Origin of the sequence: Chitinophaga ginsengisegetis (assembly GCF_900168065.1) — a bacterium.
Lineage (GTDB): Bacteria > Bacteroidota > Bacteroidia > Chitinophagales > Chitinophagaceae > Chitinophaga > Chitinophaga ginsengisegetis.
Window position 1 is genome coordinate 1,746,865 of the sequence record NZ_FUZZ01000001.1, and the last position, 16,063, is coordinate 1,762,927.

General features: G+C 45.6%; 15 protein-coding genes. 8 read left to right on the plus strand and 7 right to left on the minus strand.

The genetic code is table 11. The features are described 5' to 3' along the window. Positions 1-139: 139 nt before the first annotated feature. The 5 genes from B5Z18_RS06860 to B5Z18_RS06880 form a co-directional block, all read right to left on the minus strand. Positions 140-1,102, minus strand: a complete 963-nt coding sequence (locus B5Z18_RS06860) for a FecR family protein (RefSeq protein WP_159454219.1) — start codon at positions 1,100-1,102, stop codon at positions 140-142. 97 nt (positions 1,103-1,199) lie between these two features. Next, entirely contained in the window at positions 1,200-1,832 is a 633-nt protein-coding gene (locus B5Z18_RS06865; RefSeq protein ID WP_133256309.1) for an RNA polymerase sigma-70 factor, read from the minus strand. A gap of 119 nt (positions 1,833-1,951) precedes the next feature. Continuing rightward, positions 1,952-2,320: a hypothetical protein gene (locus B5Z18_RS06870; RefSeq protein ID WP_143313517.1), complete on the minus strand. Its 369-nt coding sequence runs from the start codon at positions 2,318-2,320 to the stop codon at positions 1,952-1,954. Positions 2,321-2,463: 143 nt separating this feature from the next. Beyond that, complete coding sequence (locus B5Z18_RS06875; RefSeq protein WP_079468633.1) at positions 2,464-2,871, minus strand: VOC family protein; 408 nt, start codon at positions 2,869-2,871, stop codon at positions 2,464-2,466. A 31-nt stretch (positions 2,872-2,902) separates the two neighbouring features. Next, positions 2,903-3,316 carry a DoxX family protein gene (locus tag B5Z18_RS06880; RefSeq protein ID WP_079468634.1) on the minus strand — a complete coding sequence of 138 codons (414 nt, stop codon included), beginning with the start codon at positions 3,314-3,316 and terminating at the stop codon, positions 2,903-2,905. Between the two features lie 128 nt (positions 3,317-3,444). On the opposite strand from B5Z18_RS06880, the gene B5Z18_RS06885 reads away from it, so the two are divergent. Next, positions 3,445-5,352 (plus strand): AAA domain-containing protein, encoded by a 1,908-nt coding sequence (locus B5Z18_RS06885; RefSeq protein ID WP_079468635.1) that lies wholly within the window; start codon positions 3,445-3,447, stop codon positions 5,350-5,352. On the opposite strand, the gene B5Z18_RS06890 is transcribed toward B5Z18_RS06885, so the two are convergent. Then, positions 5,339-6,262: an alpha/beta fold hydrolase gene (locus B5Z18_RS06890; RefSeq protein ID WP_159454221.1), complete on the minus strand. Its 924-nt coding sequence runs from the start codon at positions 6,260-6,262 to the stop codon at positions 5,339-5,341. The two genes, B5Z18_RS06885 and B5Z18_RS06890, sit on opposite strands and share 14 nt — an antisense overlap. A 195-nt stretch (positions 6,263-6,457) precedes the next feature. Between B5Z18_RS06890 and B5Z18_RS06895 the strand changes: the two genes are divergently transcribed. Continuing rightward, a complete protein-coding gene (locus B5Z18_RS06895) occupies positions 6,458-6,907 on the plus strand; it encodes a KTSC domain-containing protein (RefSeq protein WP_079468637.1) in 450 nt (149 codons plus the stop codon). Positions 6,908-6,946: 39 nt separating this feature from the next. On the opposite strand, the gene B5Z18_RS06900 is transcribed toward B5Z18_RS06895, so the two are convergent. Continuing rightward, positions 6,947-7,849: an AraC family transcriptional regulator gene (locus tag B5Z18_RS06900; protein WP_079468638.1), complete on the minus strand. Its 903-nt coding sequence runs from the start codon at positions 7,847-7,849 to the stop codon at positions 6,947-6,949. Between the two features lie 258 nt (positions 7,850-8,107). Here B5Z18_RS06900 and B5Z18_RS06905 point away from each other — a divergent pair, with 258 nt between their 5' ends. Genes B5Z18_RS06905 through B5Z18_RS06930 form a run of 6 tightly spaced genes read left to right on the plus strand, consistent with a single transcriptional unit; the run spans position 8,108 to position 15,792 of the window. Continuing rightward, positions 8,108-8,992 carry a sugar phosphate isomerase/epimerase family protein gene (locus B5Z18_RS06905; protein WP_079468639.1) on the plus strand — a complete coding sequence of 295 codons (885 nt, stop codon included), beginning with the start codon at positions 8,108-8,110 and terminating at the stop codon, positions 8,990-8,992. 20 nt (positions 8,993-9,012) lie between these two features. Beyond that, positions 9,013-10,179: a mandelate racemase/muconate lactonizing enzyme family protein gene (locus B5Z18_RS06910; protein ID WP_079468640.1), complete on the plus strand. Its 1,167-nt coding sequence runs from the start codon at positions 9,013-9,015 to the stop codon at positions 10,177-10,179. Positions 10,180-10,204: 25 nt separating this feature from the next. Next, positions 10,205-10,693: a VOC family protein gene (locus B5Z18_RS06915; RefSeq protein WP_079468641.1), complete on the plus strand. Its 489-nt coding sequence runs from the start codon at positions 10,205-10,207 to the stop codon at positions 10,691-10,693. After that, complete coding sequence (locus B5Z18_RS06920) at positions 10,690-11,640, plus strand: 2-hydroxyacid dehydrogenase (protein ID WP_079468642.1); 951 nt, start codon at positions 10,690-10,692, stop codon at positions 11,638-11,640. Before B5Z18_RS06915 ends, B5Z18_RS06920 begins: the two co-directional genes overlap by 4 nt. Before the next feature lie 52 nt (positions 11,641-11,692). After that, positions 11,693-12,565 carry a ThuA domain-containing protein gene (locus tag B5Z18_RS06925; RefSeq protein WP_079468643.1) on the plus strand — a complete coding sequence of 291 codons (873 nt, stop codon included), beginning with the start codon at positions 11,693-11,695 and terminating at the stop codon, positions 12,563-12,565. A 38-nt stretch (positions 12,566-12,603) separates the two neighbouring features. After that, entirely contained in the window at positions 12,604-15,792 is a 3,189-nt protein-coding gene (locus B5Z18_RS06930) for a PVC-type heme-binding CxxCH protein (protein ID WP_079468644.1), read from the plus strand. Positions 15,793-16,063 lie beyond the last annotated feature (271 nt).

Consider the following 16,063-nt stretch of genomic DNA (forward strand, 5'->3'; position numbering starts at 1 on the left):
GCGGTGATAAACAGGGCTATTTATCATAAGCTGGCGGGGCTGTCACCCCTCCAGCTTTTTAGTTGGAATTGATGTTAGCCATGATGTTGATTTTTTGTGTTTGACTCGATTCGATTGTGGTTGATAACAGGTTCATTTTTCACTTTTTTTGTTTGAGTAAAATAGTTTTCCCTTTGATGCTGAAGTCCAGGTTGAGTGCCTGGCTGATCATCTCCATTGTGTGTTGTAAAGACTGGTCAGTAAAATCTGCCGTGATTAGATTAGAGTTGATCACTGCGTCCTGCAGTTGTATGTCTACTTCAAATTTATTTTCTATCCGTTGTAAAACCTGTTGCATGGTGGCATCATTAAATGCCATGTTATATTCCGTACCTTTTGTGATGTCGTTAATGGGCGGCGTTCCTTCTTCCTGTTTACGTATAGCCGTGCCGGTAGCAGCATATACAGCCTGTTGTTCCGGGTATAATACTACGGGAGCCGACTGCGGCGCGCTGAGTGCAATTTTCCCGGTGAGCAGGGTTACCTGTGTTTCTTTGCCTGTTTCGCGGATATTGAAACTGGTGCCCAGCACCGTGGTGGTGAGTGTGCCACACTTCACCAGGAAAGGGTGCCGCGGGTCTTTGGCAATTTCAAAAAGCGCTTCTCCCTGTAGTGTTACCTCGCGGTTACCGGCGCCAAAGCTTGCCGGGAATATTAGCTTACTGTTTCCTTTGAGCCATACGATAGAGCCATCCGACAGGATATGTTTTTTTGTTTTGCCGGGAATGCTTTGCAGCGATACCAACCGATGGGGCGCCACCATGTTCAGCAATTCCTTGCTGAATACAGCGCCGGCAATAACTATACAGGCAATGCAGGCAGCGGCTTTCCAGTAACGGAGTAATGGCCTTATAATACCCGGTTGTTTATGTTTATTGATCCGTTCTACGAGGTGATGGTATCCTGCTATCCTGGCCGCGTCCTTTTCTGCTTCAGGCATGGCATCAAATGCGTGCTCGTCGCCGGCTGCATCCAGCCACTGTTCCAGCTGTTGTGCCTCGGAAGCCTCCAGCGTACCATTTAAATATTTCTCGATTAAATTTTTAAGATCCTGGTTGTTCATCAGTTTTTCACACTTGTATTTAATCAGGCAGTTAATAGTGTCACCTATAGATAAGTACACCAGGAAAACAGTAACACCTACGTCTTTTAAAAAAAAATTAAAAATTGAGGGCTGCATCCAGCAGGATGATCAAACACAGGTGATGGCCCAGCACCATTCTAAGCTGCCGGAGGGCTTTGGTAAGATGGTTTTCCACTGTTTTATGGGAGATGTTCAGTGTATTGGCGATGTCGGTAACAGAGAGATGTTCATGACGGCTCATCCTGAATACCTGCTGGCATTTCTCCGGCAGCCGCGATACTTCTTTCTCCATTGTATTTTTAAGATCAGTGGCGGCCATATTTTCCTCGTTGGAATTATCGGATGGTTGTTCCGGCAATTGCGCAAACTGGTGGATATAGGTTTTGCGGATACGGTCTGATTTGAGATAGTTGAGTAACTGGTATTTTACCGCGGTAAATAAATAAGCGGAGAGCGAGTGTGTGAGTTGCAGTTGTTCGTGTTTTTTCCAGAGGGAGAAAAATACTTCCTGGATAATTTCTTCTGCTACTTCTTTACTTTTTAACCTGTTGTATACATATCCGTATAAACGGGGCCAATATTCGTTGTAAATGGCCTCATATGCACCCATATCACCTTCTTTCAGTAAGGCCAATATGTGAGATTCATCTGATTGATTATATTTTTTTATAATGTTCAATATTTTCGCTTGTTCAGATGTTATAAACATAAACAAACGAAAAAAATACCAATTATCATAATAATAACCTGATATTTTATGTTGGAACACTTAAATAAATCGATTTTCTATAGATAACGTATTAAGTAACATGATAAAATGGCGATTCCTTACCGAGAAAGGATATAAGTTATCAGCGCCATCGCGGTGATGCCTGCCACATCATTCCACCGGAAGGGGGATGTTTGCCGGTTGTTGTTTATATTATAGTGGTAGTGAGATGGATACGCCTCATATATAAAGCTCCTGCTGTTACTGCTATCCTTTACGGCAGGCAGGTACTGCTGCCATTGCCATTGTTTATTATTTGTGGCTTCGCCAAAGGAACCGTTTTTGGGCGCCGGCAGCAGCAACATTCCCTTCTTCCCGGCGAGGGCGCTGCTGTCCTGTGCTGATGCGGTAAAAGTAACGGCCACAGCCAAACAGGCGGTGAACATCGTTTGCCGGAAATAATTTTTCAATGTATCTGGTAGTAGCATGGTAATAGTCCGTTTATTTTCAGGACGCATGGAATTTGCCATTCCCCTATCCGCCGGGGGAATTTTTTTTACCGTACCCATAATAAAAAGCCTTTGTACTGCGGGGCAATACAAAGGCGTTGTCTTCTATATAAACAATATATTTACTGAGGCTCTACTGCAGATGGGTCCATGTATACGATTTCCCACAAATGGCCATCGAGGTCGCGGAAGCCACGGGAATACATAAAGCCCTGATCTTCCGCCGGCTTAGGCGCTTTGGCGCCGGCCTTTACCGCCTTGTCTACCAGTGCATCTACGGCTGCTTTACTATCGACCGACAGGCACATAATGGCTTCATTTACTTTGGAGGTATCTGCTATTTCCTGGTTGGTAAAGCTTTTAAAGAATGGTTCTGTCAGCAGCATAAAGAAGATATCTTCTGAAATAACGAGACAGGCAGCTTTATCGTCGGTGAATTGCAGGTTGAAAGAATAACCAAGACTGGTAAAAAAATTCTTTGATTTATCCAGGTCTTTAACGGGAATGTTTACAAAAATCTTCGTTGCCATTTTTTCCGGGTTTATGGATTACATAATAAGATTACGACTGGCTGTTTTGTATTGGGAAAAGCGCACGCAGCGCAGGGATACGCAGGAAAAGGCTTACCCATACCAGGATACCGAATACCACCGGGAAGTAATAAGGTTCGTTTATCCTTGACATGATAGCTACCGCGCCGCCGAGGTAAGCGCTGATCAGTATCGCGCCCAGTACTGCCGTACGTGGAATGGCATACAATATAGTAGCAATAAGCAATACAATACCGATGCCCTGCACCTGTTCTGCCGGCCAGCCCAGCTTCACACTGCCTTCCATTGAATAGATGTTCTTAATTACTTTCATGATGGCATCCACCAGGAGAAAGAGTACACAAAGAACAGTGATTACCCAACCGGTAATATTAGCTGCTTTTGAAGGAGCTTTTTTATTCAGATAAATTGTTTGCGCTTCCATATAGGTTGTTTTTTATGTTGTTTGATTGACAATACAAACTTACCCGCATTTGTTTTTATTTCTGCTGGGCGAATACGACATTCTTAATGGTTGATTGCGACAATTCAGGAACATCTTACCTTTGCGTCATGGATTATTTCAAAAAGCAGCTTGATTTATTAAAAACAGAGCGGGAAGAAGACCGGAGATCATATAAACAAATGACGGAATCCACGTCTGTAGCAGATCGCAGGGCAAACGGACTTACCTGGTACCCGATTGCCATCAGGGGATCGGAAATGAGCAGAGGAGATTACCTGACCGTGGAAGTGGAACGCACCACCCACCAGGACCTGCCGCATCAGCTGCGTTTTGGCGCTTCTGCTGTTTTATTTTCCAACCATGATCCCAAACAGGATCATCTTGAAGGTACCATCACGTACCAGGGCGGCAACCGGCTGAAGATCACCCTGCGCACGGACGAGCTGCCGGAATGGGCCAGCGATGGTAAACTGGGCATCGATGTGCTTTTTGATGATAATAGTTATGATGAAATGCAAAACGCGCTGAAACAGGCGGACGCATTGCAGGATAAAGAACCGGAAGGACGGCTGATAAAAATACTGACCGGGGAAAAGAAGCCCGTGTTTCACCCTGATATAACTCCTTATGTAAATCCCGCGCTGAATGCTTCCCAGCAATCGGCCGTTAATAAAATACTCTCCGCCGGCGACCTGGCTATAGTACACGGTCCGCCGGGAACCGGTAAAACCACCACCCTGGTACAGGCCATTAAAGCGCTGATCAAACAGGAACAGCAACAGATACTCGTGGTAGCACCCAGCAATACCGCCGTAGACCTGCTCAGCGAAAAACTATCAGACGAAGGGCTGAATGTATTGCGGGTAGGTAATCCGGCGCGCGTATCAGAGCGGCTGATGTCGCTCACGCTCGACAGCAAAGTATCCGAGCACACCAGCATCAAAGAAATCAAGCGCCTGAAGAAACAGGCCAACGAATTCCGCGACATGGCGCATAAATACAAACGTAACTTTGGCAAAGCAGAAAGGGATCAGCGGAAAGCCTTGTTTGACGAGGCCCGCAAGATCATGAAGGAAGTGGGCAATACAGAACAATATATTATTGATGACGTCATCTCCAAAGCGCAGGTGATCACCGCTACACTCGTAGGCGCCAATCATTATACCGTGAAAAATTTAAAGTATCACACGGTAGTAATAGATGAAGCCGGACAGGCACTGGAACCCGCGTGCTGGATTCCCATCCTGAAAGCGCAGAAGGTGATCCTCGCGGGCGATCATTGCCAGCTGTCGCCCACCGTAAAATCGGACGAAGCCGCCCGCAAAGGACTCAGCACCACCCTGCTGGAGAAATGCACTGCCCTGCACCCGGAAAGCGTAACACTGCTGGAAGAGCAATACCGCATGCATGCTACCATCATGGGATATTCTTCCAGTATCTTTTATGAAGATAAACTAAAGGCACACGCCTCTGTTGCCGGACACCTGCTGTTTTCTGAAGATAACCCGCTCAGCTTTGTAGATACCGCCGGTTGCGGTTTTGATGAAAAGCTGGATGGCACCAGTACCACCAACCCGGAAGAAGCTGTATTTTTATTTAAACATCTTACACAGCTGGTCACCGCACTGGGGGAACATTACCAGCCGAAAGACTTTCCAACGGTGGCGGTTATATCTCCCTATAAACAACAAATACAATTATTAAAAGAACAGCTGCAACACTCCCCGCTGTTACAGCCCTATGCAGACAAAATATCTGTAAACACCATCGATAGTTTCCAGGGACAGGAGCGTGATATTGTATACATCAGCATGACGCGCAGCAACACGGAAAATAAAATAGGCTTCTTATCAGACATCCGCCGGATGAATGTAGCGATGACCCGCGCCCGTAAGAAGCTGGTGGTGATAGGCGACAGCGGCACCCTTTCCCAGCTTGGGTTTTATGCTGACTTCATCACTTATGCAGAGCATAAAAACGCTTACCAGAGCGCCTGGGAATTTATGGATGTGTAGCGCTGGCTGTCATTACCTTTTCCAATACCTGGAAAAAAGCGGGTTGTTGTTCAAACATCGGGAAGTGCCCCGAAGCCTGGATCCAATGTAGTACTATATCCGGACGGATAATTTTCAGTTCATAGGTATAGAAAGCCAATGGGTCCTGGCGGCTGCCAATCACGGTTACCGGCCCTTTATATTGCGGCAGGTTTTTACTGAGATCAAAATGTATCCGCTGCAGGTCCGATACCATCAGCGTTTGCATACGGCCATTGGGTTTTGCGACATAAATCTTCGCCATGAGGCTGTCGATGTCCGCTTTGTTGTAAATGTATGCCAGTCGTACGGTACGGTTATACAGCGCACTATCCGCACCATTTGCCTTCCCTCCTTCTATCTTTTTGCCCAGCGAGTCCATTACAGCCAGGTCGGACACGCCCAGCCGCCCGCGCAGGTTATTCATATGCGTAGTCATGAAATCGGCCGAGAACTTATAATAGCCGGGATTTGCCAGCACCAGTCCACGTACCTTTTCCGGATGGGCAGCAGCATAGCTCATTGCCAGCATGGCGCCCCAGGAATGGCCGTAGATAATGGTTTTGCGGATGCCTTCCTTTTGTAGCAGCCGTTCTATGTCCTCCACGGCGGCTTTGAGGTTGATAGTAGTAGAATCGAACGGTACGGGGATAGACAAGCCGGTGCCCCGTTGTTCCAGCAGAATGGCCCTGTAATGCTTTCCCAGCTCAATCGCTACTTCTTCCTGCTGCAGGCAGGAGTTGCCGGGACCACCGGACAGCACTATCACCGGGCTACCCTTGCCATATACGTGATAATAAAGCCAGCCATTGGGATATTTCAGGGAGTCCAGCTGCTGGGCGTGGATGGGCAGACAATACAGCAACATGGTTAACAATAACAACCGTTTCATAAGATGGTTTTTCAACATTAAAATAGGTGATTTTATGCATATAACACGCCTATACCCCTGAAAGCCGCCACTGTAAAGGTTAAATAAATCCTTGCCGGGAGCCTAAAAAAGCGTAACTTTGCCCGTTTTTCGGGGTAAGATAAATGGTAGCCTGCTCATAATGATCAGCCTGTTTATTTTTTGAATAAATACATTATGAGTAAAATTGTTGATTACAGGAAGTTACTGGGCGTTACCAAAACTACTGAAGTAAAAGAATTAAAAACGATCTACAGGAATTTAATGAAGGAGTGGCATCCTGATAAATTTGAAGGACTGGCAGAAGATCAGAAACTGGAAGCGGAAGCAAAGAGTAAAGAGCTGATTGAAGCTTATCACTTTTTAGTGAGCATAGCGCCTGAAACAATTGCTGCTGCGTTACCACAATACACCGCCACCATTTCAGCATCTACACTGGTGGATTTCTCCTACCAGAAACAAACGCTTCAGCTTCACTTTGAAGATGGCAGCAGCTATGAATACCTCGACGTTCCAAAAGCATTATACATTAAGCTGATTAACTCCGATACGCCGGGCAGATTTTGCCGCAGGCATATTTACCATGAGTTTGTGTACCGTAAGGTGAGCAAGGCGGTTGAAGCGTAATATCGCAGCTGATCTGCTATTGTCGCCGAAAGGAACAACTTAACTCCCCGTAGGCCGGAAACTCGGTGTGCTTACATTACTTTCTATAAATGCCTTGCGGTATTCCCTGGGAGATTTTCCCTGGTAGATTCTGAACTGCCTGTTAAAGTAGGATACATTGTCAAAACCGCAGGCATAGCATATTTCAGAGATCCCATTTTCTGTGCCTATTAACAGCTTTGTAGCGTGACTAATCCTTATCTCATTTACAAATTGTGAGAATGTTTTGGTGGTTCTTTTTTTGAAGTAACGGCAAAACGCGGCTTCGTTCATACAGGCAAGAGATGCGGCAGATTTGCTATCTACATGATTAGGGTAATTTTCCAATACGTACTTGAATATGGGTTCTAATTTTTTTGAATCTGCATCCTTATAACGTGTTTTCCCGGGATCATCTGTTAGTAGTTGCACACTCTCCCTGCCCTGTAGCGACAATTCATCCAGGATCTGTAAAAGTATGATCAGGTTTTTCATTTGCTGATTTGCCTGAAACTGAAAAAACAGGTTATGAACAGCAGCGGATATTTTATTAAATTTTATTCCATACTGGGATAACTGCATCAGTTCTTTTATCTTTCTCAATTCCAGCTTTTCGAAAAAATCCCTGCCAACAAAATCTTCTGTAAACTGTACGATAATAGCATGCGCTATTTCGTCGGCCCCAACAGGTGAACTGTTATTGCAGAAGCAATGGACCAAACCCGGCCCGAACATATAAATTTCTCCTTCGTTGTAATTCATCACCTTATTTCCTGCATACATTCTGCCCGCACTTTTTACAATCAGGATCAACTCGTGCCCATGATGAAAATGGAACGTATTGGTGAACCGGGGTTGACAGAATTCTTTAATTACAAAACTGGCATCCTCCGGAGTAGATATGTGTCGGTAAGAAACTTTCATAACGTCTTTATCTTTAGTACACTATTTATTTTCTAACGCAAAAAAACCAGGAATATGGTAAATATAGTATCGATATCTTGCAAATGAAGTACTTTTATTTCAATGGAAGTCTGAATAAGTTTGTGAAACAATGAATTTTTTTAAAAAACGTTCCCGTCATGAAACCAACAAGTTTGTGCCATACTATTGTCCATTCTTTGTGATGGACAAATAAATCACCTGCAAATACATTATTCCACTTTTATATATTAATGCGTTATGGAACTAGGGATACACAATTGGATGCGGTCTGAAACGATAGAAACTACCATGCGGAGAGTTGCTGCGCTGGGATATACCCAACTTGAAATTGCCGGAACACCCGAACATTATGATACCAAGCAACTAAGAAAACTAATGCAGGAACATGGTTTGTCCTGCTGGGGAGCTGTAACACTGATGTTGGGAGACAGGAACCTGCTTGCCAGGGATGAGGCGCAGCGCGCAAGATCGGTGCAATATGTGAAGGATGTAATAAAAATGGTAAGGGAACTGGATGGCCATATGGTGGCGGTTGTACCATGTACAGTCGGAAAAATTGTCCCCGACGGACGACCCGATGAAGAATGGAAATGGGCTGTTAATGCACTGAAAGAAATTTACGACTATAGCGAGGCATCCGGCATCCGGATAGGTATTGAACCCATCAACAGGTTTGAAACCTATTTCATCAACAGGGCAGATCAGGCATTGGCGCTGGCAGAAGCGACAGGACCCAATTGTGGCATTTGCCTGGATACCTTTCACATGAATATCGAAGAGGCAGATATGTTTGAGGCGATTAAAAAGGCGAAGGGAAAACTGGCAGGTTTTCATGTAGCAGATAACAACAGGATGGCGCCCGGAATGGGTAACCTCAACTGGAGGAAGATCATCGATACATTGAAGGAAATAAACTATAATGAAGTGCTTTCCGTAGAATTTTGTGCATCACTGGATCGTACGCCGGCCAATCCATACCCGGATTCTATTGATGAAAACCCTGAAAACTTATCTGCTGAGCAGGCGAAATTCCTGGTAGACCACGGCAGCGCTTCTGTTACAGAAGAGTTTTATACTATGCTCACCACCCAATCATTTAATACTTTATCAAAACTTATTTAAAAGAAGTCAACTGCTAACAGATGAAAATAGCTAATGTAGAGGCATTTTGGTTGCGCTGTCCGGTTCCCAAAGAAAAACAACATACTTCAGATTATGGATTGTTGGCCAATTTTGACATGACACTTGTTGTGATCACTACAGATGACGGTCTTCAGGGATTTGGAGAAGCCAAAGCAGCGGTTGGATCTTCGGGCGTGTGTGCTTCCATTGTAAATTGTATTGAAAATGAACTGAAGCCTGCCTTACTGGGTAAACATGTGAAAGACATTTCCCGTTTATGGGAGGAGATGTACAACGGCACAAGGGATCACTATGCATTGCTGAGAGGACGGAAATTCCCTATCCTCGGCAGAAGAGGCCTCACCATATCAGCCATGAGTGGCATTGATACTGCCTTGTGGGATCTGAAAGGAAAAATGCTGCAGGTTCCGGTGATGGATTTGCTCGGTGGCGCCTGCAGGGATAGGATGCCGGCCTACGCAAGTGGTGGCTGGGCAGATGCAGACAACATTGGCGCCCAACTGAAAGGCTATGTAGATAAAGGGTTTGGGAGTGTAAAGATGCGTGTTGGCGTGATGGACCAGACAGTACAAAACAGTATTGAAAGAGTAAAAGCAGCGAGAGCCGCCATAGGTCCGGATGTAAAACTGATGGCCGACGCACACGGTACCTTTAGTGTTCCGGAAGCGAAACAATTTTGCCGGGGAGTAGCAGATTGTAACCTGTATTGGTTTGAAGAACCTATCAGTCCTGATAATAAAAGAGGAACTGCAGAAGTAAGGGCTTCTACACATATTCCCATTGCGGCAGGAGAAAGTGAATATACCAGTTTTGACATTAATGCACTTTTGGAATTAAGAGCAATTGATGTGATACAACCGGATGCAGCTATCATTGGCGGTATTTCGGAAGCAGTGCGTGTATCGCATCTCGCCAGTGTGCATCAGCTGGAGCTGGCGCCGCATTGCTGGGGTTCTGCCTTTTCTTTTATGGCGGGGCTGAACGTAGCATTTGCATCGCCTTCGGCCACTATCATTGAGTTCTCACTGGGAGGAAATCCTATGATGTATGAGCTGGTGAAGGAGCAGATTACCGTTACAAACGGCTCCATCCACGCGCCCACTGCCCCGGGATTAGGAGTAAGCCCCGACTGGGATTTTGTACGGCAGTATAAACAAAAAGTTTAGAAGTGATATTTGTAAATAACTATTTATGGCCAAAGCACTTAAAATTAATCACGTAACGCTGATTGTAGACAACCTGGAAAAAGCAGGTCACTTCTATCAGCATGAATTAGGCCTGGAACCGCTTGCCGCCTTCCGGTTTGATTACCCCGTTATGTTTTTCAAATTCAACGAAGAGCAGCAACTGCATATCTCTGAATGGGAAGACCATACTTCCTTCCGTGGGCATGTTTGTGTGCAGGTAGACGATTTCAGCAGCCTCTTTTTCCGTATGAAAGAACTCAATGTAATTGATATAAAACCCTGGGGAAAGGTGAGAAAACTGCCTGACGGCGCCATGCAGATGTTTGTGCGTGATCCTGCCGGCAACCTCGTGGAAATATCTTCCATACCAGGAGCGGAAGTCGACTCCCGGATACTTGCCGATGAACTCTATGAAGAAGGGTTGTATGTTTCAAACAGAAATGACTTCAGAGGATACAGATCCGATGATGCCACTTTATATCACAAGAAATGAGAAAAAACGTATTGTTGCTTGAAACCATTGCAGATGAAGCATTCGCCTTTCTTCAGCAGCATGTGAATGTATTCACAGGATACGATGAAGCCAGCTTAAACAACGTATTGAACAAGGAAGACATCCATGCCATCATTACAAGAGGAAAAGGCCTGATCAATAAACCGCTCATAGACGCTTTTCCGCATTTACAGGTGGTAGCCAGATGTGGCGTAGGATTGGACAATGTAGATGTAGCTGCAGCAACAGTAAGAAAAATCATGGTAATTAATGCACCGGGCAGTAATGCCGCAACTATTGCGGAGCATACCCTGAGCCTGATGCTGATGCTGATGCGCAATATGTATGAATCGGTTTCACAGGTGAAACAAAACAACTGGAACTGGCGCAATCAATATACAGGAGATGAGCTGAACGGGAAAACACTGGGCGTATTGGGAATGGGCAATATAGGAAAACGTGTAGCCCGGATTGCAGAAGCTTTTGGGATGGAGGTGCTGTATTGGAGTAAATCTGTCCAGGACCTGCCTTACAAATATCTGCCGATGGAAGATGTATTACGGTATTCGGATGTAGTTAGTCTCCACCTTCCTTTTAATAATGAAACAGGTAAGATCATAGGAGAAGAACAACTGCGTTTAATGAAACCCGGCTCACTATTGATTAATACCGCAAGAGGCGCGCTTATCGACCATCCGGCATTATTACAGGCATTAAATTCCGGGGGGATTTCGGGTTTTGCTGCAGATGTATTACCAGATGAGCCACCCGTTGAGAGCCTCGGTATTGTACATCATCCGCGGGTAATCATTACGCCTCATACCGGCAGCCTTACATCGGCCACCTATCGGCAGATATGCCTGCTCACCATCAACAATGTAGTAGCAGCGCTTACTGGCAGGAACCCGGAACCTGGCAGCATATTTAACCGCAGTGCGTTGCACTGACAGGTAGCCGGGTTGAATCGCATAAAAACGGTCATCAATAATCTTTGTTCAAATGAAAAAAATTTGCGTTTGCTTATTGTTTATGGTAAGCACCAGTATTACATGCACCGGCTTTCTCTTTGCACAATCTTCCAAAGAGGTAAAAAAGCCACTGGTTGTTTTCGTGACCGGTGATCATGAGTACAGCAGCGAAGAAACCATGCCGGTAATCGCCGCCGCACTGGAGAAGGATTATGGCATGAAAACGATCGTTCTCAAATCATCTCCTGATTATAACAGCGAAGAAAATATTCCGGGTCTCGAGGCATTAAAACATGCAGACCTCGCAGTTTTCTTCCTGCGTTGGCGCAGGCTTCCTCCCGAACAACTTGCGTATATAGATGCTTACCTGAAATCCGGCAAGCCTGTAATGGGGTTCCGCACCACCACCCATGCATTCCATTTTCCGGAAGGACATGCCAGTGAGAAATGGAATGCCTTCGGAGAGTTTGCATTGAACGCACCTCCGGGATGGGGCGGCGCCGCCAAACATACCCACTACGGGCACGAGAGCAGCACGGATGTACGCATCATACCTGAACAAGCCAACAATCCTATCCTCACGGGCGTTGCAACAAACTTCCATGTCCGCTCATGGCTGTACCGTGTTTTACCGGATTATCCGGTGAAAGGTTCTACCTGGTTACTGATGGGAAAGGCGGTTAATCCCGATAAAGAAGCTATTGAAAACCCTGTTGCCTGGACCGGCACCAACGCTTTCGGCGGACGGGTTTTTATGACAACCCTGGGCCATCCTGAAGATTTCAGACAGGAACCCTTTCAGCGCCTCGTGATCAATGCCATTCATTATGAGCTGGGCCTCAAAGTTCCACGAAAATGGAAAGGCAAAATGAATATACAGGTGCCCTACCGCATAGCGAAATAAGTACACCACGTTTCCTGATTCAGCTAAATTTATCTAAGATGCCCAGACTATTAAAAATCGGCATTTACACGTCTTTTATTCCCATGGTGTTGGCGATAATGATACTACACGCCTGTAAATCCGAAGTAGCCACTCCGCTTACCATTTCCGGGACCTCACATATATCCCTGATCGGTAACAACCTGGGATCGAGAATGATAAATTATGATAATTTCGAAACGGAGCTGTATCTCCGCTACCCGGAATATAAACTGCACATCCGCAATATGTGCGATGGTGGCGAAACGCCCGGCTTCCGGCCACACGCCGGCAGGAATTCCCCCTGGGCATTTCCCGGTGCAGAGAAATTCCGTCCTGTGCTGGACAGCCAGGTTCAGACAATAGAAGGCCCGAGCGAAGGACACTTTGAAACGCCTGATCAATGGCTCACCAGGCTCAAAACAGATGTGATCATCGCCTTTTTCGGCTATAATGAATCATTTGATGGAAATGAAGGGCTGAATAATTATAAAGCCGAATTGGATGCCTTTATAAAATGGACGTTGAAGCAAAAATACAATGGCACCTCAGCACCGCAACTGGCCATTGTTTCACCCATTGCTTTCGAAAATCTTTCTGATAAATATGATCTCCCCGATGGCCGGAAAGAAAATGAAAACCTTGCTTTGTATACCCAGGCAATGAAGAAAGTGGCTGCCCGTAATAACGTATTATTTGTAGATGCATTCACGCCTTCCAAAAAATGGTACCAGGATACGAAGGGGCCTTTGACCATCGACGGTTCACAACTGAATGAAGAAGGTTATAAAAAGCTGGGACGTTTGCTGGCAGACCAGATCTTTGGAAATGTTGCCACCAGCGCAGAAACCAACAGAAAGCTGGTACACGACGCTGTAATGGAAAAAAACTGGATGTGGCTCAACGACTATAAAATACCAAACGGAGTACATGTATTTGGTCGCCGGTATGATCCTTACGGACCTGATAATTATCCTGCGGAAATAGAAAAAATCCGCGAGATGACAGCGATCAGGGATACCGCAATCTGGTTGGCCGCTTCAAAAGGTGAGAAGATGGATATTGCGGCTGCCGATAAAAATACCAAAGTATTGCCACCTGTTAAAACCAACTATAACCCTGCTAAAAACGGGAGTCTCCGGTATCTCAGCGGGCAGGAAGCAACAGGCAAGCTGAAAGTACCACCGGGGTACAAGGTTGAGCTTTTTGCTTCAGAGGAGCAGTTCCCTGACCTGGCCAAGCCAATGCAGATGTCATTTGATAATAAAGGCAGGCTATGGGTGGCGGTGATGCCGAGTTATCCTCACTATAAGCCCGGAGATGCCAAACCCAATGATAAAATAATTATTTTTGAAGATACCGACAATGATGGCAAAGCCGACAAGGAAACGGTATTCGCAGATAGCCTGCACCTGCCAATCGGCTTTGAGATAGCAGCAGAAGGAGTATATGTTGCCCAGGGAACCAATCTTAAATTGTTAACAGATACAGATGGTGATGATAAAGCAGACAAAACAGAGATCCTGCTCAGTGGCTTTGACGATCATGATACACATCACAGCAGTCACGCATTTACAGTAGATCCTTCAGGAGCGATCTATTCAGGAGAAGGTGTCTTTCTTCATACACATATAGAAACTTCTTACGGAACTATTCGTGCATCCAACGGCGGCTTTTACAGGTACGACCCACGCCGCAGAAAACTGGAACGTACTGCGCAGCTTTCTATTCCAAACCCCTGGGGCATTGCATTCGACGACTGGGGACAGCCATTCTTTGCAGAAACATCCAGCCCGGATATGCGCTGGATGCTCCCCGGAACCGTATTGCCCAGGTATGGTCAGGCTACGCATAAATCCATCCAGCTGATAGAAGATAAACATAAAGTACGGCCAACATCCGGTCTTGAATTCGTGTCCAGCCGGCATTTCCCGGATGAAGTGCAGGGCGACTTCCTCATCAACAATACCATAGGATTCCTCGGAACAAAAGAACATACGCTGCAGGACGATGGAACAGGCTATAAAAGTCATCACCGCATGGACCTGCTGGTAAGCGGAGATCCCAATTTCCGTCCGGTAGACCTGGAGTTTGCTCCCGACGGGTCATTATACGTGATCGACTGGCATAACATTCTGATCGGGCACATGCAGCATAATGCACGCGATCCGTTGCGCGATCACTCGCACGGGAGAGTATACCGCATTACTTATCCGTCGAGACCACTGGTGAAACCCGCAAATATAGCGGGAGCACCAATAGAAGAACTCCTGGAGAACCTTAAATTACCGGAGTACAGAACCCGCTACAGAACCCGTCGTGAACTGAGAGGGCGCGATGTTTCAACCGTACTTTCCAAACTGCAAACCTGGGTATCCCATCTGGATAAAAAAGATCCGCGGTATGAGCATCATTTGCTCGAAGGACTTTGGGTGAGCTGGGGAATGAATAAAGTGGATCAGTCTCTTTTAAAACAGGTATTAACAGCTAAAGATTATCATGCAAGAGCCGCAGCAGTACAGGTGTTGCGGTATACCGGGCACCAGGTGCCTGACCAGGCAGACCTGTTAATGCAGGCAGCAAGAGATGAAAACAGCCGCGTACGCCTGATGGCTATCGTAGCCGCCTCCTGGATCGGTAAGGAAAAAGGTCTTCCCATTTTAGCAGAAGCAAAGAAAATGCCGCTGGACGAATGGATGATCCATGCGTATGAAACCGCAGTGGCACATCTCAATGGCGAAAACGTGAAAAAGGGAAAAGAGAAAGATGCCAATACAAACCTGAAAGGCGCAGACCTCGCACTGTTTAACCAGGGAAAGAAAATTTATTCTATAGAAGGATATTGTAAAACATGTCATCAGGCAGACGGTAAAGGACTTCCCGATTCCGGCTTCCCTCCTCTTGCCGGCTCCGGGTGGGTAACAGGAAACGATGAACGGCTGATCAAGCTGGTGATGAAAGGGCTCTTAGGACCAATAGAGGTAAACAATAAAAAATATACCGGCCAGGTTCCCATGACGCCTTTTGGCGGGTTACTGAAGGATGATGAGATTGCCGCCGTGTTAACCTACGTCCGGAATTCGTTCGGAAACAAGGGAACGCCTGTTTCGCCGGAAAAAGTAAAACAAATAAGGAAAGCCATAGAAAGTAAAAAAGACTTCTATTCTTCCGAACAGTTGCTTAAAGAGCATCCTATGGAAAAGAAGTAACAAAAAAACGACTTGTTATTTCATCTTCTTGTTTTGTGCTCTTCTGTTAATTTACTATATCACTTAGCGAAAATATCACAAGGAAGTTTCAGTTTGTATATTTAATATTGTTAGGATTTCTAACCAATATAAATAATTACCGTAGCCACATAGATATAACAAAAGCATTCAACCAAAAAACCACATTACTCAGATAGCATTCACTGTACAACGACCACATCAGCACTCACATTATAATACGTTATGATCAGCACAGGCAGCCATTTCTACT